Source organism: bacterium (genome assembly GCA_024226335.1).
Classification (GTDB): Bacteria; Myxococcota_A; UBA9160; order SZUA-336; family SZUA-336; genus JAAELY01.
In genome coordinates this window covers 1-24,426 of sequence record JAAELY010000054.1, presented here as the reverse complement: position 1 = coordinate 24,426, position 24,426 = coordinate 1, and the positions used below count along the sequence as shown (strand labels likewise).

20 protein-coding genes are annotated in these 24,426 nt (G+C 61.0%); 6 read left to right on the top strand and 14 right to left on the bottom strand.

Features of this window, described 5'->3' with window-relative positions:
• Positions 1–20: 20 nt before the first annotated feature.
• The 8 genes from GY725_02715 to GY725_02680 form a co-directional block, all read right to left on the bottom strand.
• A complete protein-coding gene (locus tag GY725_02715; GenBank protein MCP4003088.1) occupies positions 21–560 on the bottom strand; it encodes a hypothetical protein in 540 nt (179 codons plus the stop codon).
• On the bottom strand, positions 557–1,135 hold the full coding sequence (locus GY725_02710) for a hypothetical protein (GenBank protein ID MCP4003087.1): 579 nt from the start codon (positions 1,133–1,135) through the stop codon (positions 557–559). Before GY725_02710 ends, GY725_02715 begins: the two co-directional genes overlap by 4 nt.
• Positions 1,132–2,787, bottom strand: coding sequence for a hypothetical protein (locus GY725_02705; protein MCP4003086.1), 1,656 nt, complete (start codon positions 2,785–2,787; stop codon positions 1,132–1,134). The genes GY725_02710 and GY725_02705 overlap by 4 nt, the downstream gene beginning before the upstream one ends.
• Positions 2,784–4,631, bottom strand: a complete 1,848-nt coding sequence (locus GY725_02700) for a glycosyltransferase (GenBank protein MCP4003085.1) — start codon at positions 4,629–4,631, stop codon at positions 2,784–2,786. The genes GY725_02705 and GY725_02700 overlap by 4 nt, the downstream gene beginning before the upstream one ends.
• 180 nt (positions 4,632–4,811) lie before the next feature.
• Positions 4,812–5,135, bottom strand: a complete 324-nt coding sequence (locus tag GY725_02695) for a hypothetical protein (GenBank protein ID MCP4003084.1) — start codon at positions 5,133–5,135, stop codon at positions 4,812–4,814.
• Complete coding sequence (gene fliS / locus GY725_02690) at positions 5,132–5,527, bottom strand: flagellar export chaperone FliS (protein MCP4003083.1); 396 nt, start codon at positions 5,525–5,527, stop codon at positions 5,132–5,134. Before fliS ends, GY725_02695 begins: the two co-directional genes overlap by 4 nt.
• Positions 5,528–5,545: 18 nt before the next feature.
• Positions 5,546–6,946 carry a flagellar filament capping protein FliD gene (fliD, locus tag GY725_02685; GenBank protein MCP4003082.1) on the bottom strand — a complete coding sequence of 467 codons (1,401 nt, stop codon included), beginning with the start codon at positions 6,944–6,946 and terminating at the stop codon, positions 5,546–5,548.
• Between the two features lie 180 nt (positions 6,947–7,126).
• A complete protein-coding gene (locus GY725_02680; GenBank protein MCP4003081.1) occupies positions 7,127–7,975 on the bottom strand; it encodes a flagellin FliC in 849 nt (282 codons plus the stop codon).
• Between the two features lie 222 nt (positions 7,976–8,197).
• Between GY725_02680 and GY725_02675 the strand changes: the two genes are divergently transcribed.
• Positions 8,198–9,088: a GNAT family N-acetyltransferase gene (locus GY725_02675; GenBank protein MCP4003080.1), complete on the top strand. Its 891-nt coding sequence runs from the start codon at positions 8,198–8,200 to the stop codon at positions 9,086–9,088.
• 31 nt (positions 9,089–9,119) lie between these two features.
• On the top strand, positions 9,120–10,256 hold the full coding sequence (gene ispG, locus GY725_02670; protein ID MCP4003079.1) for a (E)-4-hydroxy-3-methylbut-2-enyl-diphosphate synthase: 1,137 nt from the start codon (positions 9,120–9,122) through the stop codon (positions 10,254–10,256).
• 7 nt (positions 10,257–10,263) lie between these two features.
• On the opposite strand, the gene GY725_02665 is transcribed toward ispG, so the two are convergent.
• Positions 10,264–11,235 (bottom strand): Gfo/Idh/MocA family oxidoreductase, encoded by a 972-nt coding sequence (locus GY725_02665; GenBank protein ID MCP4003078.1) that lies wholly within the window; start codon positions 11,233–11,235, stop codon positions 10,264–10,266.
• Between the two features lie 141 nt (positions 11,236–11,376).
• Complete coding sequence (locus tag GY725_02660; GenBank protein MCP4003077.1) at positions 11,377–12,675, bottom strand: NAD(P)-binding protein; 1,299 nt, start codon at positions 12,673–12,675, stop codon at positions 11,377–11,379.
• Between the two features lie 503 nt (positions 12,676–13,178).
• Between GY725_02660 and GY725_02655 the strand changes: the two genes are divergently transcribed.
• Both GY725_02655 and GY725_02650 read left to right on the top strand, forming a co-directional pair.
• Positions 13,179–14,828, top strand: coding sequence for a diguanylate cyclase (locus GY725_02655; GenBank protein ID MCP4003076.1), 1,650 nt, complete (start codon positions 13,179–13,181; stop codon positions 14,826–14,828).
• Positions 14,829–15,009: 181 nt separating this feature from the next.
• Positions 15,010–15,921, top strand: a complete 912-nt coding sequence (locus GY725_02650) for an LLM class flavin-dependent oxidoreductase (protein ID MCP4003075.1) — start codon at positions 15,010–15,012, stop codon at positions 15,919–15,921.
• A 7-nt stretch (positions 15,922–15,928) separates the two neighbouring features.
• On the opposite strand, the gene GY725_02645 is transcribed toward GY725_02650, so the two are convergent.
• A complete protein-coding gene (locus tag GY725_02645; GenBank protein ID MCP4003074.1) occupies positions 15,929–17,341 on the bottom strand; it encodes a DUF1329 domain-containing protein in 1,413 nt (470 codons plus the stop codon).
• A 183-nt stretch (positions 17,342–17,524) separates the two neighbouring features.
• Here GY725_02645 and GY725_02640 point away from each other — a divergent pair, with 183 nt between their 5' ends.
• Entirely contained in the window at positions 17,525–17,788 is a 264-nt protein-coding gene (locus tag GY725_02640; GenBank protein ID MCP4003073.1) for a hypothetical protein, read from the top strand.
• 6 nt (positions 17,789–17,794) lie between these two features.
• Here GY725_02640 and GY725_02635 read toward each other — a convergent pair whose 3' ends face one another.
• Positions 17,795–18,562, bottom strand: coding sequence for a histidinol-phosphatase (locus tag GY725_02635; protein ID MCP4003072.1), 768 nt, complete (start codon positions 18,560–18,562; stop codon positions 17,795–17,797).
• 19 nt (positions 18,563–18,581) lie between these two features.
• Entirely contained in the window at positions 18,582–20,072 is a 1,491-nt protein-coding gene (locus GY725_02630; protein MCP4003071.1) for an HDOD domain-containing protein, read from the bottom strand.
• On the opposite strand from GY725_02630, the gene tkt reads away from it, so the two are divergent.
• Positions 19,951–22,257 carry a transketolase gene (gene tkt / locus GY725_02625; protein ID MCP4003070.1) on the top strand — a complete coding sequence of 769 codons (2,307 nt, stop codon included), beginning with the start codon at positions 19,951–19,953 and terminating at the stop codon, positions 22,255–22,257. The two genes, GY725_02630 and tkt, sit on opposite strands and share 122 nt — an antisense overlap.
• 27 nt (positions 22,258–22,284) lie before the next feature.
• On the opposite strand, the gene GY725_02620 is transcribed toward tkt, so the two are convergent.
• Positions 22,285–24,426: hypothetical protein (locus GY725_02620; protein MCP4003069.1), on the bottom strand; the 2,142-nt coding region annotated here is incomplete at its 5' end.

Below are 24,426 nucleotides of genomic sequence, written 5' to 3'. Positions count from 1 at the left end.
TACCTCTTCACGCTCCTCTTTCAGAGCCTGAGTTGACTTTGGAGCGTGAGTCTCACGATCTGGTCTTCGTCTTCGGGGTGGAGTTCCTCAAAGCAGAAGGAATTGATTCGCGGATCTTCGGCGGTTGACGCAACGGCCCGCGCAATGGCTGGAATGCACGGTAGACCGGACTCCCAGAGATCCAGGTCGACCTCGACGAGTTCGTCGGAGTCGATCGACAGCTCAAAGGGTCCGGAGAAACCCGCCCCCGACAAGGAGATCTCGACGGGCGCGTACTTGCAGGCACCCAGCGCTGTGGCCGAACGTCGGGCGAGAGTGTCTTCCATGCGGCGATCGATGCGCTCGAGAGTGAGCGCAATATGGCGTAACAAGTCGAGTTCAATGCGTCGTTCCGCCGAAAGTCCCGCCTCCGTCGTCGATCCCGGACTGAGTATGGCCGGCACATTCCTTGCGCGAATCCGGCGGCGTGCACTATCGAGGTCCCCGACTGCGAGCGGACGGAATCCAACGCGCGCGAACGCGTGGATGCGGAAATACTCGCGTCGTTCTTCCGTCCTCACGGGCGGTCCAGTACCTCCTGAAAGTGCTTCAGAGCTGCGGGCAGCGTGTAACCGGTTCGATCGGCCAACAGGACCGGATCTGCGTCCTTCAACTCTTCGAACAAGCCCTCGATCGATGAGCAGAGACCCTTTTCAGCTTCGGACCAGACGCATTCGAACTCGCTGCGCTCCGCCTCGGGTATCTCGATGAATTTGTTGATGCCGCTCAGTAGCGGGACCAGCACCTGGAGCGCATCGACGACATCGACGAGACGGCCCGTGCCCTGGGCCGTTCGACCCAGACGATAGTCCTCGGCAATCTCCGCCAGCACTCCGCAGATGCGACCGATCCACTCCGACGTTTCGGCCAGGCTTTCGTACGCGACCGCTGAAGTGCTCGAACTCTGCACCGTGACGGTATTGAGTCGCGTCAGATCGACCTCTTCCAGTTTGGCCTCGTCGAACTGCCCACCGTTGACGTCGATGCGGCGAATCACGTGACCGCTTGGAAGTTGCTTCTCCACGAGCGAGCGAAGCTCTTGCGTAGTGGAGGGCTCCACGTTCTGTCGATGGCCGTTGACTTCCAGCTCGATCATTGTGCCGGACCTCCTTGGGAGCGTTGTTCTTTGGGGGCGTTGAAGAGTTTTCGCAATGCAAGTGCTTCGTTGACCAGTGCCTGGTAGTAACCGGAACTCATGGAAGAGAGCAGAGGCAGATCGCCGTCGGGAAGACCTTCGAGGGAACCTTCGAGCGAAAGCCCCGCAGGTGCGAGAAGAGGCTCGCTGCGAGCGATTTCCAGAATTGCTTCGTCGCACTGCTCGAGGCGGGAGCCGATCTTGGATATCTCCGGATGGCTCTCCCGTAATCGACTCAACTCACTCGCCATCTTGACGGCCTCTCGTCCGAGCGCTTCGAGGCGATCGAGATCGGCGTTGATGGTCTCCGGCAAGATGGAGCACCATTCCCACGGTGCGATGCCATAGCGCAACTCGGCGCGCCTCCAGATCCGATTCACATCGACGGGAATTCGCGCGAGATGTTCGAGAAAGAGCGCCCGCCAGGCCAGGCCCATCAGATCGTTGGGTGTCGCTGCGCGCTCGTGTTGGGGAACCAGATCCAGGAGTCCGTCTTCGTCGAAACACGTGCGAAACAGGTCGGCGCGCGGTGCAGCCGGAAGTTCGTCGATGCCTTTTCCCAGAAGGAGACGCTCGATCAGCTCCGCAAGCCACTCCGTGGGAATATCCGTGTGACAAACCGGATGACCACATTGTCGATCGTGCTGGCAGGGCGCGCAGTCGATACGCGACATCAGGGCGTAGTTCCCTTCCGCGTAAACACCCGTCTCCCAGGGTGTACCGAGCCCGACGAACACCGCGCAGGTTTTTGTACCGACAGCGCCAGCCAGGTGCATCGTGCCGGTATCCCCGGTCAGAAGCAGGTCGCAACGCTCGATCACCGCCGCCAGCTGAGCGACCTCCGTCTGACCGATGAGCCATATGAACTCCACACCCGGGCACTCCGAGACCAGGCGCTCAGCTGCATCGGATTCGGACCCGACACCGACGAGCACCACCTGAAGTCCGTCGAGACGCTGTGCGAGTGCTCGCAGAGTCGCGGCGTAACGCTCGATCGACCAGGTCTTGGTATCCGAACTGGCGCCGAGCTGGACGGCGAGATAGTGGGGTCCGTGTGGAAGGATCGCTTCCGCGAACTCGCGAGCGGATGAACTGATCCTCACCGACATCCGCTCGCCGCATCCCAGCAATCCCGCTGCTCCCAGATACATATCGACCAGGTTGAAGCGGTTCAGACGCCGTGCACATACCAAGGTACCCATATGGGCCAGCCACGGGTTCTCTACGTGCCTGAGACCTTCGCGGTCGATCGAGTACCCGACTCGCTCCTTGGCTTCGAGCAACGAAAGCAGGACGGCCGATGCTCGCGAGTGCGTCAGGTTGTACATGACGTCGACCTCGATCTCGGCCAGACGATCGACCACGGAAGTGATCTTCTCGTACGCCTCCACGAAGCTCGATTCCGGATCGGCCAGGGCTCGAGCCAGCTCGTCACCATCGATTTCGTGGATTGCGTCGACACACGGGAGCATGTCGGCCACCAGACGAAACCGGGACTTCACGATCAGGTGAAGCTCGGCGTCCGGATAGCGCTTGCGCAGCCCACACAGAACCGGTGTCGTCTGCACCAGATCGCCGAAACGGGTCAGGTTGAGGATGCCGATGCGCTTCACGCGGCGACCTCCTGATCCGCTTCCTCTGGCGGGTTCTCGACCACACTCACTTCGCTGCGCAGCTCGCACATGAGGAGCAGGATCTTCTCCTCGCGACTCAGCGGCCCCTTACCTGCGGAGACGGCCAGTGCGATGCTGTGGGAATCGATCACGGTTTCGGGATTCAGACGCTGGAGCACCTGCCCCAGAACTTCGTCGTCGCCCAGGTGACTGGAGATTGCACCCGCGGTGGGCAGCAATCTACTTCGCGGCACCAGCGGAACAGGAGCCGCTTCCAGGGCCTGGATCGCCAGCTCCATACGATGCCGGTATGTGTGTTCGTTCAGCGCCCGGGTATAGGCGTGCTCGGCCATCTCGCGTTGTTCGTCTTCGTGTTCCAGGTAGTAGCGGATCTTCTTTCGGCACTCGTTCACATCCGAGAACGTCTCCACTTCGACACCGGGTTCGAACGAATTCGGAAGGTCGCGTCGGACATCGACCAGCTGGAATGCGCGGGCGCCCGCCAGTTCGAAGGTTCGCGGGTTCAAAAAGTCGCCAGCTGGATTGACACCATCGCACCAGGGCGATGAGTGCAGATTCAAGTTGATGCGGGTGCAGTTGAATATGAGGTTGGAGTTTTCGCTCGACTGACGCTGATTTGGTTCCGGCATCACCCGCTGGAATGGCCGAGTCATGGGCCACTCGGTTCCGTAGATCCGCAGCCCTTGAGAAAAGAGAGACTGCAAGAGCTGTACGCGATTGTGATAACCCGCTCCGATGAAGCTCAGATCGCACCCGTAACGATCCACTGCTTCCGGATCTGGTGTGATCGGTCGATGCAGTTCGGGATCAAAACCCATGGGCAACGGAAAACCGTGAACACCCGCTTCGCGAAGAGGGCCGGAAAAGTCGTCTGGCTGTACGTGGAAGATCGTGTCGTAGAAGCGAGAAATATCCCGCCAGTACGACATGACGTGAAAGTCCTCACAGAACCAGAATGCGCGCGTGACTCCGAGTTGACCCATACGCTCGAGAGTGGGCTCATCCAGCGGAGCCTGAGCGAGCGCAAACACGAGATCGGGTGGGTCGATCTCGAAGTCTGAGAGAACGGTCTCGCCGATCACACGGATCAGACTCGCGATCAAGCGAGAGCCGCGCGCGCTCAGGCGATCATCTTCGGACGCGCGAAGAATCTCACGATACGCGGGCAGGAAAGGTGATAGGTCGACTTCGCGGACCCGGTGTCCGAGGCTGCGAAAAGCGCTCGCGCAGGCCTTTGCCACCGGTAGCGAGCCACCGTAGAGAGGCGGAACCACGACGATGTCCAGCTTCGACGAGACCCCGTGTGGGTGGAACCTCGAGGCGATGCGATCGAAAAACTCTCCAGCGCGACTGCGTGCAGCGGGATGCTCGACCAGCACACCCCGGGTCGTGGCCGCGAAAACCGGATGGCGCAGGACCGCCGCTACGTCATTGCCAATTTCAAACTCGATCCGACCGAGCACACTGCTCAGATCTATGTGTTCGAACACGCGGCGACAGAGTTCGGTGCTGGGTTCCACGACCAGGATATCGCCGTCGAAATCCTCCAGGAAGCGCAGAGTGTGAACACCGATACCGAACACAATGAGTCGCTCGGCACCGGCTGCGCCAGCCCGTTCGAGAAAGTGACGCGCCAGTGCACGAGCTTCCGCCTCTGGATCCTGGGCGCTGGCTTCGAGGCGTCGGTCGACGCGTATCGAGGGTCCACCAGAACGAGACGCGACCAGCTCGATGGACGGGCGCGACGCGCACGTTTCCAAACGCCGCGCGAGTTCGGGCTGCGCGGGTCGCAGAGCCGCAAGATTTGAGTGCAGGTATTCCATCTACTTCCGGGGAAGTGCTAGGGAAAGCGATGGAATAAAGAGCAAGCGGCGTGCCGTAGTCAGCGGCGATCGTGGCTGCACGGCGATGCACGGCTGCGCCAGGAGGCGGGCAAAAACTGCCGGGTAGGTGTCAGAGATCAGCCGTCTAGAAGGCTGCGAGTCACCGCTAGGGCGGGGAATTCAGACGGATCGGGAGATGAATGCGGGACGATTCGCCCGCGTGGGGCGATATCCGCAATTCGCTTCGCGGATCAGATGGAGCTCATCGATGCGGGACCGAATGGACTCCTCGAGTCCGACCAGGCGCTGCGAGAGATCGGTTTCGGATGCGCTGAGTTCCGCTGCGAGTTCTGCCGAGACCGGCGCGGACGGTGGTTCACTCTCGAGGGAGCGCTTGAGCTCTTCTCGCCGCTTCGCCAACTCGTCGAACTTCTGTGGCGAAACGGATTGCTTCAATAGAGACCGTGTTGCCTCGAGCCACTCGAGCAAGCGTGGATCGTTCAAACACCCTGCTCCTGGGTCCGGTGCTTCACTTCAACTTCGCGCCAACCCGAAACCAGTGTCTCCATGACATCGATCACCGACAGGAGACTGTCACGAGCCCCGTCAATATTCGCCTGGAGGAGATTGTCGAGGATATAGCGGTAGAGACGATCCAGATTGGCGGCCACTTCTGCACCTTCGTCTCGGTTCAGAGCGAGCTGCAACTCAGACACGATTGCGTGCGCGCGTCCAAGCACCTGCCCTCGAACCGCCGGGTCATCAAAATGTTCATAGCCTCTCCGCGTGAAGCGAATGGCTCCATCGTAGAGCAGAACGATGATACGCACCGGATTGGAAGCGTTGACCTGACCTTGCTGGTATGCCGCATGTGCGTGCTGTGTATTCAGACTCATCGCTTCCCCCTACAGCCCCTAACGGTTCTGCGAGAGCATATACTGACTCAGGAAATCCCCCTGCTGGCGCAGCTGGGATACTATGCGCTCCATCGCCGAGAACTGTTGGATGAGAGAAGCTTCGATATTTTCGATTCGACTCTCTGCAGCATCGACGCTCTTATCGAGGTCGGCAATGGATAGATTCGTTCCGTTGATTCGCGCAACCAGAAGCCCATCGACCGGATCGACGTAGGTATCCGCCAGCGAACGCAATTGGTCATTCAGAGAGTCGGTTCCAGAAAAGAAGGAAGCGACCGCACTGAAGTCGGACGAAAAGGCGGAGCGCAGCTCCGCTTCGTCGAGAGATAATTTCCCGTCCCGACTCAGCGACAAACCAACCTGGCTTGCGGACGTGATACTCCCGCTACCGATGGCACTGGAAAGGATCGATGAAAGCCCCTGCTTCAACCTGACCAGGGTGGAATCGCCCAGGAGAACCCCGCCGCGATTCGTGGTCGGGTCGACCTTCGCCTGTGCCTCGATCACATCCGTGATCTCGTTGTAGCTCGTGACCAGATCTTGAATGCGCGCGACGATCGCATCTTCGTCGCGTTTGATATTGATGGTCACGTTCGTGCTCAGATCGACCTTCTGGGCCTCGATCGTCACGCCATTGATCACGTTGCTGAAAACATTGCTCGAACTGGCGATCTGGAGTTCAGCCGCGGAGTCCGGATCGAGAGTGATCTTCGCATCCTGCGCGGTCTGGGTCTGAGTAAACGTGGGTGCGGTCCCGCCAGAAAGTCCGGAACCGTCAAGCACGATGGTATTCGACGCGCCGGTCTCATCGGCAGTCACGGCAATTCGATAGGGTGTTGCGCTGGCTCCACCATCGTTGATGATGAAGGCCGTGGCACCGACGTCAGCGTCGTTGATCGCCTGGACCAATCCCTCGAGCGTGTTGTTGCTCGTATCGATGGTGAGCGCTTGAGCGCCTGCGCCAGCTACGTTGATCGTGAAGGTTCCGGTTCCGATGTCGGAAGTGCTGGTAAGATAGGCGCTGGAGAGTTCGCGCTCTTGCTGAGCCAATTGGTCCACTCGGATCAACAGGCTTCCGCGAGTGGCCGAGCTGGTTACTGTTGCGGTCGCGATGGTATCGCTGGTCGACGTAGCCGTCAGCTGAGCGTACTCTTCGAAGGCAGACGGACCCGAACCGACGAGGTCCATGTTGTCGATGTCGCGCAACAGATTGCGGAAGCTCGTCGCCTTGGTGTTCAGATCCTGGTAGATCTCGAGCTTCGACGCGAACTCGGTCTTGCGCTTTTCGAGCAGATCGATAGGTCGACGCTCGAGTTTGAGGATGTTCGCGATGACATCCTCAGTCGGAAATCCAGAAGCCAGACCTCCGAACGTAAGCGAACCAATTCGGGTTCCCATAATCTTCCTTTCGTTCGCGATCACCTTCGAGTTGAGCTTTACGCTCGGGTTTGATTAGGCGACGACTCGCGAAGCAGGAGCGAGATCCCTCCGGTACTTACACACGCAGATAGGCGGGGAGGGAAAGTCCCTCCCCGCCTTCGACTCAGCTATGTTGAGACGATTGCGAAAGGCCTACTCCTACTGGAGGAGGCTGAGAGCCGCCTGCGACGAAACATTGGCCTGAGCCAGGACGGCGATACCGGCCTGCTGCAGTACCTGATTTCGTGTCAGTGCTGCAGTCTCGGCCGCGACGTCTACGTCTCGGATCCGAGAATTAGCAGCAGACAGGTTCTCTACCGAAGACTGCAAGTTGTTGATGGTAGACTGGAGTCGGTTCTGGGCCGCACCCAGATCACCGCGAACGGTCGAAACGGACGTAAGGGCCGAGTCGATCGTGGCGAGTGCCGATTGCGCCGACGTTGCCGTAGAAACTGCGGCATTGCTGGACGTAATCGCCAAACCACTCGCCGTCGAATTACCGACCGAAAGAGAAATTCGATCGACACTCGAGTCGTTGTTGATGCCAACCTGGAAGGTCAGAGCGTTGCTCGTACCCGACAGAGTTCCATCGAGCAGAGTTCGGCCGCCGAACTGAGTAGCATTGGCAATACGAGTGATCTCACTCTGTAGAGAGCTGAACTCATTGTTCAGGAAACTGCGCTCCGTATTGGAAACCGCGCCCGAAGACGACGATTGCACAGCGAGCTCTCTCATTCGGATCAGGATGTTGGCGATCTCGTTGAGTGCGCCTTCAGCGGTCTGAATAACGGAGATACCGTCATTCGCGTTGCGCTCTGCCTGCTGCAGACCTCGAATCTGAGCACGCAAAGACTCCGATATGGCCAGTCCGGCCGCATCGTCTCCCGCACGGGTAATTCGCAGACCCGACGAGAGCTTGTCAAGTGATCGCTCTAGTGCGCTTTGTGTTCGTCCGAGGTTCTTCTGCGCAGTAAGCGAAGCGATATTTGTATTGATCCGGAGACCCATACGCATTCCTCCCTGAGTGGTTATCCGCAGGGCGTCCTTGCCCTACGCCCCCCCCTTAGCTGGTCAATGCGGCCGAGTATTGGTCGCAGTGAACTCTTCGGGGGCACCAGAATTGATCTTTAGTGATACTGGAATTCTCTAGAATAGACGGAAGATCCTAAAGGGGGCGCAGAAAGGCGCCGAAGTAACCGGAATATGAGTGGATATTCCCAGGATTCAGGTATGGCCTCCCAAATCCGTCTGGACTCTTATCGACGTGAAATTGTCGAGTTTCTCGACTGTCACTTCGACGGAACACCAGGAGTGGTGGACGAGTTCCCTACCCTGATGGGCCCGGGCGGGCGCAGCTTCGTATTGCGCGGCGAAGCAGACCAGGTGATCGCACATGCGGCCTGGCGCCCGTGCACGCTTCGTTGCGGTGAAAAGCGCGTGCGAGCGGCAGCGATCGGACTCGTAACCACCTCTGGGACAGAGCGACAACGCGGTCACGCTTCCCATCTGGTGAACCACTGCGTACGCAACGCGAGCACGACGAGTGCCGAAGTCGTCTTCCTGTTCGCACCGCCGCGCTCGCTCTATACCCAGTTGGGTTTCGTCCCAGCCGGTCGCGAGCGCGTGATTCGCCTCGAAGGCGGACAGTTGAACGACGACAAGCGCGTTCGGCAAGGCGAACCGGAACGGGCGGAAGAACTGCTGAGATTGCTTCGCGCACATCCGGTTGGAGTTGAGCGCAGCGTGAACGAATTCCAGCGGCTACTGGCCGTGCGCGATACGCACTTGTGGGTATTGGAAAACGAGGAACAGATCGAAGCCTATTGTGTAGTGGGCAAGGGCCGAGACCTACAGGGAGTCATCCACGAGTGGGCCGGTGAACCCGCCTCGGTGGAAACGCTCCTGTGCGCGGTTGCGGCGCGCACTCAGGAACAGGTCTGGGTACTCTCACCGGTCGCGGAACCCGCTCCGGTTCAGGGTCCCACGACTCTGGGGCCGGTGGCGCAGTTCCGGATCTTGAAACCCGAGAGCCTGGGAAGCGACGACCCGCGTGTATTGTTCGGACACGCCGAGGACCCGGCCCAGCTTCCTCTTTATGTATGGGGACTGGACTCGGTCTGACCCGGGCCTTCGCGAGTGCTAGGGTGCGCCCGTGACCCCTGGAGAATCCCGAAACCCGACCCGAGAAGTACGCGCCGGAAGAGTCCGGATAGGCGGCGGAGCGGCCATTTCGGTCCAGAGCATGTGCGCCACGCGCACTCAGGACGTGGAAGCGACCGTTCGGCAGATCGAGACTTTGCACCGCGCGGGAGCCGCTCTGGTGCGCGTTGCGGTCGACAGCAAGAGCGACGCTGAAGCCCTGGCCGAGATCCGCAAACGCACGGAAGCCGGCCTGGTGGTAGATCTTCAGGAACACTACAAACTCGCGGAACGGGTCGCACCCCAGGTCGATAAACTGCGCTACAACCCCGGCCATCTGCACCACCACGAACGGCATCGGCCGATCGCCGACAAGGTGGCCTGGATTGCGAACGTCGCGGGCAGCCACGACTGCGCACTACGCGTGGGTGTGAACTGTGGGTCCGTTGCTCCGGAATACGATGAGCGCTTTCCAGGGGACTCGATCGGCGCCATGGTGGCGTGCGCCGTCGATCACTGTGAAATGCTCGACGCTCTTGGCTTCACGAATTTCGTGGTGTCGCTCAAGGACTCGGACCCCGCAAAGGTCGTCGAGGCGAACCGGCGTTTCAGTGCTCAACGCGCCGACGTACCACTGCACCTGGGCGTGACCGAAGCTGGAATGTTGCCGGACGGTGAGAACAAGACCCGCATCGCGTTCGAGCAGCTGATCCCGAAGGGGATTGGAGACACAATTCGCGTCTCGCTGACACTTCCCAACGAACGAAAGCAGGAGGAAGTGGAGGTGGGCTTACGCATCCTCGACGACATCCACGCAGGCCGTTTTCGTTCGGTTCCCGATCTCTCGGGACTCAACATCATCTCCTGTCCCTCGTGCTCGAGAGTCGAGAACGAGAAGTTCATCGAACTGGCGGCGAAGGTGAAGGAGTCGACACAGTACGCCAAAGGGCAGGACGTGACGATTGCCATCATGGGCTGTCGCGTAAATGGACCCGGCGAAACCGATAGCGCCGACCTGGGTCTGTGGTGCGGCCCGAACTACGTCAACCTGAAGCGCGGTACCGAAAAGCTGGGAGCCTTCGGCTACGACGAAGTTCTACCCAGGCTACTGGAAGAACTCAACCAGGTGATCACCCGGTTGAAGCAGTAGAAACGCGTCAGGCAATCTCCCAGCGCTTGGAGGCCAAGCTTCGGTAGGCCGCATGTAGCCAGGCGAAGCTCTGTGCGCCGTGATCGTTCTGGAGCTCAGGCGACATCCGGCTGCGCATGAAATAGCTCAGCACCTCTTCGGTGCCTTCGCTTTCGAGGTATCCGGGACCAAAGGCCTCTTCGTAACCGTCGATGGAGCGCAGCGAAGCCTGGGCGTTTCCGAGCACGATCTCTCCCTTGTCGCCGATGCAACGCACGACGGGACCCGCGAGTTGTTCGTTCCACGACACGTCGATGCGCGTACAGAGTCCGTGTTCGTGTTCCGTCTCCACGATTGCCTCGTCTTCGACTTCCGCACCCTGAACGTGGGTTGCCCGGAGCATGCGGATGCTGTGGATCGGACCGGCGAGGCGTTCGGCGATATCGATCGCATCCGAGCCGTGCTCCATCCAGGCACCGCCACCGGAAAGTTCTGGGTTGCCGTACCAGCTCGCCGAGGCATCGCGCTTGCTCGAGAGCGTGACCTCGATCTGGCAAAGCCGGCCGATGCGCGCTGCACTGATGCGTCGCTCGACTTCATTGAGCGCGGCGTGTGTGCGAAAACGAGAAGCGGTGCACGCGACACGACCCAGGCGTTCGGCCAGAGCGGCGATCAGGTCCGCGTCTGCCGGAGTCGTCGCGATCGGGGGCTCAACAAGAACATCGATATTGGCCATGAGTAGTGGGCGCGCTACATCGAGATGCGTCGACGGCGGAGAGGCAATGATGGCAATGTGAGGAACGCAGTGGGCAGCGAGCATCTCCGTAACGCTCGCAAAAACTCGGACACCCTCTCCCAGGCGCTTGCGCGCACGACCGGTGTCACTCGAGATGACGGCCTCGAGTCGCACTTCGGGAAACTGGCTTAGCGCTTCAATATAGCCGAGTCCGACTCGACCCAATCCCACGATGACCAACCGCTTCTCCATCGATGCCGACATCCGCTACCTCCACTTGTTGAACCCGGAGATAAAGCAGATTCCGTGCCACGAACAGAAGCGGATAGACGGCGCAGCGATCTCCAGAGACAGGCACTTGGGAAGCAAATGGGAACAGGGCAGCGGGGGCGAGAGGAGTAAAGGTTACCCGTGCTGGCTGCGAACGACGCCGGCGACTTCGCGAGCCAGAGTGATCTCCGCGTCCCAGCCGGCGTTGCGCGGATACGCCTGTGCCGGAGTGCACAGGTACAGAGGAACGCCGTTGGCGCGGAAGCCGGGACGTCGGTCGTGAAGATTGTCGACCGTGAAGATGGGCTCGGCTTCGGCCACACGCGTGACGTGGATGGCCTCGAGATCGGCCGGGTCGAAGTCGCTATAGCACTTGACCAGGTTCTCGACCACCTGCTTTCGCACGACGTCATCGGGCAGCGTGAAACCATCGTCCGACGGATCACAGTGACTGATCAGATAGGTCAGATGCTTGCCGCCGCATTGTCGAGATGGAATCACACGGGTGGATTCGAGAATCGTGCGGAACGGAACGTCCTCGTCGAGCACCAGAGTGTCGTGATACGGGGACAGGGAATGTCGCGAGATCGCAAGGGCAATGATACTGCCCTGCTGCGGTAGCTCGGACGCCTTGGCGATACGCTCGACATGACCTCGAGCGAAACGCGAGAAGGTATCGGGCGTCATGGTGTTGATCAGAGCGTCGAAGTGGCGCGTCCGACCGTCGATCTCCACGGTGCAACCATTGGAATCGGCATCCACCCCGCCCAGCTGCGCGTGGAGTCGAACTTCTCCACCGGCCTCTTCGATATTGCGCCGAAGTTTCTCGGCGAGCCAGCGCGGGCCGCCGCGAACATACCCCGATGCCCTGCGGCGCTGAGTGTGGATCCTCTTCAGCTCCTGCCAGATCTGATAGGCCGGAACCCGATCGGCATACTCGCCGTAACGTCTCTGCAGATAGGGAGCCCAGAGATCGTCGAATGCGTGCTGGCCGAAAATCCGCGGCAACCATTGGGCGGCGGGAATATTGCTCAGGTGAAGCGTGTAGCCCTGTAGGCGGGTCGCGTAAAGCAAACCGGCGGTCAGGCGCGCGCGTTGCGTCAGGGGCATCGAAGTGGCGCGTATCACGTCCAGAGGCGACTTCGCCTCCCAGGCCTGGCAACCGACCAGGACACCGGTCTTTGTAGGTCGCCAGGTCAACCGACCGATCGCGCCGAGCTCGGCGAGCAGTCCGCAGACCGCCGTGTCGGTATTGAGAATGGAATGCGGTGTGCGGTCAACCAGCACACCCTCGTGATCAATCTGCGGACGCAGCCCTCCCAGGTCGGAGGATGGCTCCATGACCACGGGTTTGAACCCAGAACGGGCCAGGTAGTACGCGGACGTCAGTCCGGCGATTCCACCTCCCAGTATTCCAATTCTCGTTCTGTCCACTGTCACTCAACTCCGCACTACAACGCAGCGAGATTCTCATTCGCAAGCAGGATGCCAAGATCTACCTGGTCAGAATCAAAAAGCTGAAACTTCTTCGAAAATGCTGTTCTCGAAACAGCGGAAAAACCCTGTGACCGGGGGAAAAGCCCGGACATACTGCCGTCCTACTTTACACGATTCGGGCCGTCTTGGGACTCTCATGCCCTGCCCGCCTGCTTTTTCAGGGACTTATCAGGAGGAAGCAGTTTGCTCACTGTGGGTTGAAAACCCCCCTTTCTCTCCATCGCGATGGATCGCGATGGATTGCGGTGGCATCGCACAATAACTCTTCGACGAGTGGCATCTTGCGCGCAATTCCAGCCCCTAAAGGCCCGACCCAGAACCGGAACGCCTGTGGCCAAAGTGCGCATTTGGCGCCGTGCGTGGTCAATCCGCTCCGATCAGCTTCCGATGACGAAAGAGGGATTGGACGCGCCGATTCGACTCCGGCAGAGGGACATGGAGTGCTCACTTCGTACACAAAAAGGCTCTCCCTGGCGGCCAGAATCAGCGCACTGGTACTGGCGATGAGCTTCATATCTGCCTGCTTCATGCTCGGGTCATCGCTCGAAGCCACCCGATCGATCTTGAAACAGCAGGTCGAATTCGAGTTGGGTGCCGGTATCGAGCACGCCGCCAGCCTGGTCGAGCACTGGTTCCTGGCTCGGGAACTCGAGATATTGGCCCTGCGTCGCGACCCGCACCTGACCCGCGCGACCGCACCCGGCGAGGCTCTGCACCAGCTTGCCGCCGGTTCGCCGGACTTCAACAGCCTGATGCTCGTCGATGCCCGCGGACAGGTGACCGCCCGCGGCGGAGTCAGCACGGCATTCCAACCGGCGGACGAGAAACCAGCTGGTTCAAAGACGGGCGGGGTCATCGAAACCCCGGCCGGACTCGCGCAGATCTTCTGGGCCTCCCTGCCCAGTGAAGAAAATGGAGAACGCGGCTGGATCGGCGGGCTGGTACTTCTGGATCGCCTCGAGGAATTCTTGCGCACAGAGCATGCAGACAACGGCGGGAGTTTGAGCCTGGTCGATGCGTCGGGTCGAATCCTGATGGGAACGGCCGGCGGCACGACCCCAGAAGCAGACGCGCTGGGCGAGCGGCCAAAAGAGCTCGAGAAGGGAGCCGAGTCAGGCGAAGCACCACGGGTTTACAAATGGCGCAATCCACAAGGTCGCGAGATGCTCGGTGTAGCCGTCCGCATTCCGCGCATCGCCTGGACCCTGGCAGTCGAAAAGGCTTCCAGCCCGGTATTCGCTCCGGTGTCCAGCGTATTCTGGCGACTGGCGCTCTTCCATCTTCTGGTCGCCGCTGTTGGCTGCGCGATCGCCGTGCGCTTCGTTCGCTCTCTAGTGGCGCCCTTGCAGGCTCTATCTGCGGCGGCCCACGCGATCGCGCAGGGCGATATCACGCCCGCGATCTCGGTGCCAAGAGCCGACAGAGAAATCTCGACGTTGGTCGATGCCTTCAACCAGATGGCGGATCGATTGAAGACGAACAGGCGCGAGCTTCGGAAAGGGCGGGAGAAGGTCGAAGCCGCCAAAGCCCGCCTGCGCGCACGCAACGAAGAACTGCATCGCAGTGCCGAGCAGATGGAACAGCTCTCGATCACCGATGGGTTGACGCAGCTTTACAACCATCGCCATTTCCACGAACACCTGGGCCGGGAGATTTCCGCGGCCAGACGCACGGGAACGGGACTATCGCTGATTCTCGTCGATCTAGATGACTTCAAGAAGCTCAACGATCGCTACGGCCATGCCGCAGGCGACATGATCCTGAACCGCGCCGCAAGAGTCATGGCAGAAGCCGTACGCGAGAACGACCTGCTCGCACGCTACGGAGGCGAGGAGTTCGCTCTGGTCAGTAGCCAGAGTTCCCTCGAGGGTGCGGCACGAGTCGCTGAGAAGCTCAGACTCGCCGTATCGGGTGCCGACTACCGTTACGAGACTGACGAAGAGGGCCTGGTCGAGGTGAGTGTGACCATCTCCGTGGGTGTAGCCATGTTCCGCAGCGATACCCAGACGCTGTTCAACGACGCTGACAAAGCCCTGTACGAGGCGAAAAGCGCGGGCAAAGACTGCGTGATGTTGAGTCAGCCCGACTAGCAGACAGCCTCTAGGGAATCTCTGCACAGGGAGGATTCGAGCGAGAAGCGGGAGTCGCCGCCTGCGCTGCATCGCGCTTCGCAGCCGCAGCCTCCCTGTGCAGAGGTTCCCTAGCCCTGTCCCGGAAGTCCATGGCTCATTCAGGCTAGAATGCGCTCCTCATCGTTGTCAGGAGAATCTCATGCCATCGGTTCCGCTTCCCGCCCTCAGTCTTGCCGCCGTCCCCGGTCGCCGCGCCGCGACTCTGGATCTGGCTCGGGAAATCGAGCGACGAGGCTTCGCCGGCATCTACTGTCCGAGCTTCGGCGATGGACTCGGCCTATGCGAGGCGATCGCGATGGTCACCGAACGCATCCCCTTCGGAACGAGCATCGTCAATATCTATCTGCGACACGTTTCCGAGTACGCCTCGACGGCCGCGCTGATCCAGGAACTTTCAGGCGGCCGCTTTCGCTTCGGTATCGGAGTCAGTCACGGTCCAATGCTGGACCGCCTGGGAGTAAAAGCCGGGCCCCCGCTCTCGGACATGCGCGAGTTCGTCGAGAAGCTTCGCGGAATTCCGCGCGTGGGTGAGCTTCCGCCAATCGTGCTCGCGGGCTTGCGCAAGCGCATGGTCGCCATGTCGGGTGAAATCGGCGACGGATTGGTATTCGCGAACTGCGCCCGTTCACACGTTCCCAATTCGCTCGCCGCGCTTTCTGATTCGCAACGCGCAAATCCGGATTTCTTCATCGGAGACATGATTCCCACCTGCATCTCTGAGGACGTGGCAGCTGCAGCAGCCGTCAATCGTCGCACCTTGAGCGGCTACGTCACGATGCCCAACTACCGGGCCTACTGGAAGGAAGCCGGTTACGTCGAGGAAATGGAAGCCATCGAGCAGGCGATCTCTGCCGGTGAGCGCGACAAGATTCCCGAACTGATGAGCGATCGTTGGCTGTCGGACACCACTCTCTACGGACCTCCGTCGAGCATCATCGAGGGCCTGGAAGCCTGGTACGAAGCGGGCATACGCACGCCGATCCTCGTACCGTCGTCGGCCGCAGGCAACCAGATGAAGGCTTTCGAGGAGTTGTTCGCGCTGTTTGGCTGAGCGCGCCTCAGCGTCCCTTGAGTTGCAAACGCCGGGTCGTCTGGAAGCGGCTCGCCTCTTCCGAACTCGGTGGATGCGCTTTCAATTCGAACGACTCGCGCACCCAACCGCCTGAACCCGAGACGAGGAACGTCTCGGCGACCGACAGTATCAGACCGTAGTTTGCCTGGTTTCCCTGCCACTCAGTCGCCATGGGATCCTCTGAACTATAGCGACCGACGAAAATTCCCACCTCTGCGATGCTTCCATTCGATCGTCGCGCGATCAGATACAGAGGTGCCAGCGTCTGAGCATCGGCGTACAGAGTGATCCGCGCGATATTGCCCTCGCGTACCTTGCGCACACCGCTGAGCACGACAGCGCGGCGCAGTTCCCAGCGATCGCTGGCAACCGACAGACCGCTGGGACCGTAGCTGCGTTCGTCTACCGTCGGATAGCCGGGATTGTTCGTATTGATCGGCGCGAGAACGTCCTTCACGCCAAGCGCCTCGAAACGATAGGCGTTGGGACGGATCATGAGACCCACAAAGCCCTTGCGCACAGGTTCCGCCGCAGTCAAGGTCACGTCGGAAATATTCGTTCCGTCGGGCAGGGTCACGCTCGAGGCATCGATGGTGTTCGCGCGTGTGTACGAAGGCAGGTAGACGCCTTCTGCATTCTGGGGCGGTGCTCTGCGCACTTTACGGGAACTCGGAATGTAGACGAATACGTCATCGGTCTCGGAGTAGTCCTGATCTACACTCGCGCGCCGAAACTGCCTCCAGCTGAGACCACGCGAAATCGTTGGCTTTGTGAACTGGCCACCCGCCACGAAACGATTGCGTTCATCGCGGCTCTCCACTCCGGGATAACCGTGCAATGGAAGGAAAAAGAAGCGGCCTTCAAAGCGCTCGACCTTGTGACCGCGATTCATCACATCGCGTAGACGGAAGCGCCCGCGGAAGCCAGCGCCCTGGTAGCGGTAGCGGAAGTTCCAGGCCCACTTGAGCGCGGCGTCGGCGGCTTCGTCGGGAATCGACTCGATTGGAAACGGCAGTCCCGTTCCGCTGTAGTCGATCAGGTCGAAGTCCTCGTTGAGTGTTGCTTTTCCGGCGTGCTCTGCGGTGGCGGCTTCGAAATAGGGCGCCACCGGATAACGGCGATAGCAGGGACCGATCTGCATCATCTGCCCCTCGAAGAAGAAGCTCTGGCGTCGCTCCCAGACTTCGGGCGGCAGGAAATCGGACAGAGGCGCCAGCTTTTCCAGGTCGAGGATCTGTCCGGGATGGATCCGGGAAGGCACGGCGTCCTCTGGGAGGGAATCTTCTTGCGAGGAATTCGAAAGCGTGTGTGGCGGACAGGCTCCTTCTGGTGGCAGTTCTACCGCCTTGGCGGTAAAGGCCACGAAATAGGCAAGAAACAGGCAGTATGTGATGCGCATGAGTGAATCCATCACAGGAAATGGTATCTGATCAGCAGGGCCGGGCGCTTATCTATATCGGGAATTTTCCCACTCATCAGCATGGTTCATCTTTACGGATCATCAGTATGGATCGCTGGAAGCCCCACCCCATTCGAAGAAAGAGCGGGAAGCGAAGAGAAAGCAGGAAGCGAGCGGGTGAAAATGAGCGCGCATTCAGAAATCGACACAGCTGTAAAGACAGGGAAACCGGTCCGATTGCACACCTGTGAAGGTGAGGTCCTGGTGGCAAAGGTTCTCGCGTGCGACGGAGACGTGCTGCGCTACACGGTCGTGCGTTCCTCTCAGCCCGAACGCTACGCGGTCTGCGACTCGACGGGCTTTCGACTGCGCATCGAAGACATCGAACGCGCCACTGTCTTGAACTCGGAACAGGCCGAACGCAGCGGTCGCCGCCGCGGTCGCTAGAACGCACTACTCCCCGGCCAGGATTCGCAGAGCTTCCCCGTGCAAGGCCGAATTGCCGCTGACAAAACTGCCTGCGTAGATTGAACGCTCCCCGCTCAGTGAAGTTGCACGTCCGCCCGCCTCTTCGACCAGGATCATCAGCGGTGCGATATCCCAGGGCGCGACGATCGGGTCGACTGCGATTTCACCCGCACCTTCGGCGACCAGGCAGTGCTGCCAGAAGTCACCGAGTCCGCGCTGCCTTCGCGTAGCGTGGGCGAGCGTCATCAGGGTCGGCGGTGTCTTCAGCGCTTCGACACCGCCCACACTGCCGTGAAACAACTGAGCCTCCCCGAGTTCCGCGACGGCTGATACGTGTAGCCGGCGTTGACCCGCGAACGCACCGAGACCACGCTGAGCCGTCCAGCGCTCGTGCAGCATAGGTGCGCTGACCAGACCCGCGGTAATTTCGCCCTGCTCCTCGATGGCCAGCAGCGTGGCGAATATCGGAATACCGCGCACGAAATTGCTGGTCGCGTCGATCGGATCGATGATCAATCGGGTCGCGTCGCTGCCAGCGGTCTCTCCCTGCTCTTCCCCCAGGATCGAGAGCTGCGGGAAGCGCTGGAGCGCCAGGCTTCGGGCCATTTCTTCGATCGACTCGTCGGCTTCGGTAACCCAGGTGGTATCGGCCTTCGAATCGACGCGCAGATCGCTGCGACGGAAGAAGCGCGTCGCGATCGCGTCGGCTTCGTCGGCGATCTCATTCAACAAGTCGAGCCACGGCGTCGTCATTACGCGACCTTATCGCAACTCAGAGAGACAGGCGATCCTCCTGTACGCGCGCGCGTTCGAGCGCCCCGTCGAGGCTCTCGAGCAACCCTCCGAATTCGCCTCGGCTGGAACGGGGGACGACGAACGAAGCGCCGATCACGATGCGCAGACCCTCGGGCGCACCGCTGAATTCGATCTCGTCGAACTCGATCTGCTCGCGGATGCGCCGTCCGGCGGGCAGGAGATCCTCGCCCCCGCAGTCGGGCATCAAGATCGCGATCTTGTCCACGCAATAGCGGGCGAGATCGTCTTCGTCGCGGATCACGCGCTGCAGACGATCGCCTAGTTCGCTCAGGATCTGCTCGAGCACGACCGGCCAGTTCTCACTGGAAAGGGCAGGATCCTTGGCCTGCTCGATCTCCAGGACGAGCATTCCCAGGGCGCAGCGGCGCTGGCCGGCACGCGCGTAATACGCCTCGAGCAGGCGCTCCATGGAACGGTGTTGCAGGAGATTCGTCGACTCATCGAGACCGAGAGTCGGTTTGAGCGCCTGGCGAATATCTTCGAATCCGCTGCGCCCGCCGCCCGTCGCCGCGGCGTAGAGGTAGGCGCTTCGATCGGCCTCGATCGCGATATTGCGCAGGATCTCACCGGCATCTTCGAGCAGATCCCCGAAACTGCGTTGCCGGGAAGGCGGAATCTCGAAGGGTTCCGCGGTCTCGCGCAGTTCTTCTGGCAGAGCGTCCAGAACCCGCTCGGCGACGGCCGGGGCAATTCCGGTGATCTCCTGGAGCCTCTGAGCCAGATCGCTGGCTTCGTGGGCGAAGCCTTCGACGGTCATGACACGTGCGCACAGCCATGCGCCATCGAGGAGTGCAACCGGCCCTTCGCCTTTCGCTGACGCCCCACCCCCGCGGTGGTGCTGCCCGATGGTGCGGCACAAGTCCTTGGGCAGATTCCACGCGTTGAGCAGCAGCGCACCCACGCGCGCGTGGTCGCTTTCGAGTTCGGAGCGCTCGAGTTCGATCAGATCGGCCTCGCCCGCCAGGAATCGTCGAGCCAGGTCCCGGTATTCGGGCAGCACCTCGTACATCCACGGCACCGCCGCGTCGCAGAGCAGACCGGCGCTGAAGGCTTCTTCGGGTTCCCAGCCACCGCACTCCTGAGCCAGACGACGAGCGGCCAGAGCGGTCATCAGTGATGCGCGCCAGAGCTGGTCCATGACGCGAATGGATTCCTCATCGTCCCGAAGGCGGTCGGCAAACGAGAACGAGAGCGCGATGCTGCGCACCGTGTTCAGACCCAGCCGGTTCAGTGCGTCCGGCAGTGCTTTCACCTCGCGGGACATGCCGTACATTGGTGAATTCGCCTGGCTGAGGAGCCGAGCCACGATGGCCGGATCGACACTGATGGCCTCGGCGAGTTGCGCACTGCCCAGATCGTCGCGTAGTAGACCCAGAAGTCGCTGGGCAACCGATACTAGCGTCGGTAGCTTCGCGGACTCCAGGAGTCTGGCTTCAAACTCGTTCAAGGCGTGCCTCCGGCCGCACATCAAGGCGCGACTCAGCGATCGAATCGGCCTTTGCGAGAGCCGAGTTGAGGCGATAGCAGCCGTTTCTGAGCGAGGCAAAGTATGGGGTTCGTCGTCGAGCATTCGCTCGTCCCCTTGCTCCAGGCGCAGCGACGGGGATAATCAGTGCGCCGACGCGAACCTATCAAGGAGTACCGCCGTGTCATCAGGCGTCCCCGCCGCCTCCGCAGAGCAGATTGCAGCCGCCGCCCGCACCATTCGGGTACTGAGCGTCGACGCCGTGAGAGCCGCCGGAATCGGGCATCTGGGCCTACCGCTCGGATGCGCCGAGATCGGTGTCACGCTGTTCGCCGAGAGCCTGCGTCACGACCCTGCAGACCCGAACTGGCCCGACCGGGACCGCTTCGTGCTGTCCGCTGGTCACGGATCCATGCTGCTCTACTCCCTGCTCCACCTGTCGGGCTATCCGCTGACGATCGACGAGATCCGCAAATTCCGACAGCTGCATTCGCTGACGCCGGGACATCCCGAGTTCGGAGTGACGGCCGGCGTGGAAGTCACCACGGGTCCACTGGGCCAGGGTTTTGGCAATGCCGTCGGAATGGCGCTCGCGGAACGCATTCTGGCGGCGCGCTTCGGCTCCGAGCTGATTGATCACCGGACCTTCGCGCTGGCCAGCGACGGAGATCTGATGGAGGGAGTGGCCTCGGAAGCCGCCTCGCTCGCCGGTCATCTGGCGCTCGGCCGACTGATCGTGCTGTACGACGACAACGGAATCACGATCGACGGTCCCACGAGCCTGTCTTTCTCGGAGAACGTGCCCGGGCGTTTCGAGGCCTACGGATGGGACGTGCAGACGATCGACGGCCACGATCCCGCCGCCATCCGCTCTGCGATTGCCAGCGCTCGCGCGAGCGAGGACCGTCCGCATCTGATCGCTTGCAAGACCCACATCGGCTTTGGCTCACCCGCTGTCGACCAGTCGGCGGCTCACGGCTTCGGCATCGGCGACGAAGGCTCGGAGCAGACACGCCAGAACCTGGGCTGGAGCGCCCCACCCTTCGAATTGCCCTCGGATGCGGGCGAGGTCTTCCGCGCCAATGCCGAACACGGTGCCCGGCAGCGAAGCGAGTGGCAGGAGCGCAAGCGCCTCGCACTCAAGGATCCCGAACTCGCCGAACTCTGGAAGTCGATGCTGGAGCGCAACCTGCCCGACGATCTGGATCGAATCCTTCCCGACCTGCGCGGCGAGAAGCCGATGGCCACGCGTCAGGCCTCGGGCAAGATACTGAACTCGCTCGCGCCCAGGGTACCGGCATTGATCGGAGGCTCGGCCGATCTGGCGGGCTCGAACAATACGACCCTCAAGGGCGCAGGCGATGTCGTTCGCGACAAGTTCGAAGGACGCAATCTGCACTTCGGCGTGCGCGAGCACGGCATGGCCGCAGTTGCGAACGGACTTTCGCTACACGGAGGCGTGCGCCCGTACGTCGCCACATTCCTGGTGTTCAGCGACTACATGCGTCCGTCGATCCGACTCGCGGCGCTCATGAATCAACCGGTCACGTACGTGTTCACGCACGACTCGATCTTCGTCGGCGAAGACGGTCCCACCCACCAGCCCGTAGAGCAGATCGCCGCACTGCGCGCGATCCCGGGATTGAATGTCTGGCGACCGGCCGACCCGCGCGAGACGGTCGCCGCCTGGAAGGCTGCACTGGAACGCGAAGACGGACCGACGGCTTTGATTCTGACACGCCAGGCCCTTGAAGTGATCGAACTGGACGCGGTGGAAGAGAAAGCGACGCGGGGCGGCTATGTGCTGCACGCAGAGTCGGGAGGCCCTCCGGAACTGGTCGTGGTAGGAACGGGTTCAGAAGCGCAACTGGCACTGGCTGCGGCGCGAACTCTGACAGAAGAGGGACGGCGGGTTCGAGCGGTCTCGATCCCCTGTCTCGACACGTTCCTTCTCCAGGACCCGGCGTTCCAGGGAGAGATCCTCGGTGACGCGCCCCGTCTCGCTGTCGAGGCGGGAGTAGAACTCGGTATGGCAGCGCTCTTGCGTCCCGGCGATCGCTTCCACGGCATGAACGGTTTTGGGGCGTCTGCGTCCTACAAGGTTCTGGCCGAGCACTTCGGCTTCACCCCGGAAGCAGTGACCGCGATCGCGCGCGAGATGCTCTGAGCACTCCGAACTCTCCGGTCGGGTGAACTACCGGGTCGGGCGACAGATGGCGGTGCTCACGCCGTCCAGGGCCCTCGTAAGCAGGAGCAGATCGGCAGCGTTGATGATGCCGTCGGTTGGGCCTCCCGATTCGGGTGCCACGTCGAGCAGGATGTGCTGCAACTCGCTGATCGAGTTTGGGTCGTCGAGGAGATCCAATGCCATCGCTACGTCACCAGAATCCACGATTCCGTTGGAATTTAGATCGCAGAACAGGGTGTCCACATCGCAGGCGTCCCCGATTCCGTCGCCGTCGCTGTCGATTTGCGAAGCGCTCATTTCCAGGCAGATATCGAGTGGACCGAGTGTGTGCGCGGGAAACAGCAGACCGGGAATCGCGTCGACCAGACCATCCTGGTCGCGATCGTTGGTATCGCGCGCCTCGCACAGGAAGGCCGGCGCGGGATCCGGCGGGGACGGGTAGCCGAAGGTGTGGTCGAGGATCGCCTGGACGCGCAGGCGATCGTTCTCCGTCATCACGCCATCCCCGTCCGTATCGGCCAGAGGACCCGGAGCGCCGCAATCGAAGTCGGCGGGGAGTCCCGCGGGCGCCGAAGCCTGATTGACACAGTAGTCGAAGGCATCCGCGTCGCTCTGGTCGATCAGCCCGTCGGGCACCAGATCGGCACACTGACAGGCGTCGCCGATCCCGTCTTGGAAATACGTAGCTCCGACCGGTGGAAAGAAATTGATCGGGCCACCGCCGCTATCGGGTTCGGGCGCAGCAGTCGGCCAGTCCGGGCAATTGTCACAGGCGTCGCCGATCCCGTCACCGTCAGAATCGATATTGGTGCGTGAAAACGTCGTAGAGCAAAAATCTTCCGAACCAAAGCCGTCACCGTCGAGATCGTCGTCACACAGATCGCCGATACTGTCGCCGTCGAGGTCTTCCTGGTAGCGATTCTGATCCTGGGGGCAGTTGTCGCAGGCGGCTCCGGCGAAGTCACCATCGACGTCCACCTGATCCGGATTCGGAACCTCAGCGCAGTTGTCATAGGCGTTGGCCGTTCCATCCTCGTCCGCATCGTTGTGGATGCTGAACTGGGTCACGGAAAGAACCGGATTGGTTCCGAGAACCGACGGGGAATAGTCCACCGGATCGGGCACCGTGTCGATCGTCAGAGCCTCGACCTGGTCGAGCGTACTCGCGTTCTGATAGAAGCGCACCAGCGCGAGCAATCCGGCGCCATCCGATCCAGTGTGGTCGACGGTCGTTTCCAGGTACTCGAATTGCGGATTGTCATTGGGATCGAGCGGATCGTCACCGGGATCTATTGGATTGTCCGGAAATGCCGAGAAGCGCAGCGTCTTGTCATCGTTGACGATATGACCCGCCGCCGTCATGAACAATTTCTGGGCGGTGGACATGTAGTTCGGGTCACTCGAAATTTCGGCGACGAGATCACCACCGCGACTACCCGGTTGCAGATCATGCGTCAGCAGGATCGTCGGATACGGCGACGCCAGGAAACTCGCCTTGATCCAGTCCGACCAGACCAGGCGGGTGCTGTACTCGTGAATATCCCAGGGCGGCGCAACGACGCGCACGGGTTGTGCACCTAACTGGAACTCGAAGATATGCCCCATGGCGTTATCGCACTCCGAGGGAATGCTCTCTCTGCAGTAGGGCGTGGCATCGACGATCTTCGTCTCGATCAGCTTGAAGGCGCGATCAGCCTGCTCGAACTGTGTTTGCAGCGCCTGGAAATGAGCTTCGCCGAAGTAGCTGGAAAAACCGGGAACTGTGAGAGGGGAAGCCGGCGACCCGTAATTGTCGTGGTTGCCACGCACGATGCCGTACGGAATATCCGCGCTGGCGATCTGTGCCCAGAAATCCTCGACTCGCTGCCACTGGCTCTGTGCACCTTCATAGACGTCGCAGCAGGAAAAGCACGATCCGTTCGGGTCGGAGCCTCCGGCAATATTGAAACACAGGTCATCGCATCCACCGACCGTGTCGCACACGCCTGGATCCTGCGAAACACTACAACCCGGATCGATGCGATTCGCAATGCAGTAGGTTGAATTGACTGTCGGACACAGACTGGGATCGCAGGTATCGGGCAGAGGCAGGTGATGTCCGGATGCGATCGAATCACCGACCTGCAATACGAAGTCGATACCCTCGCT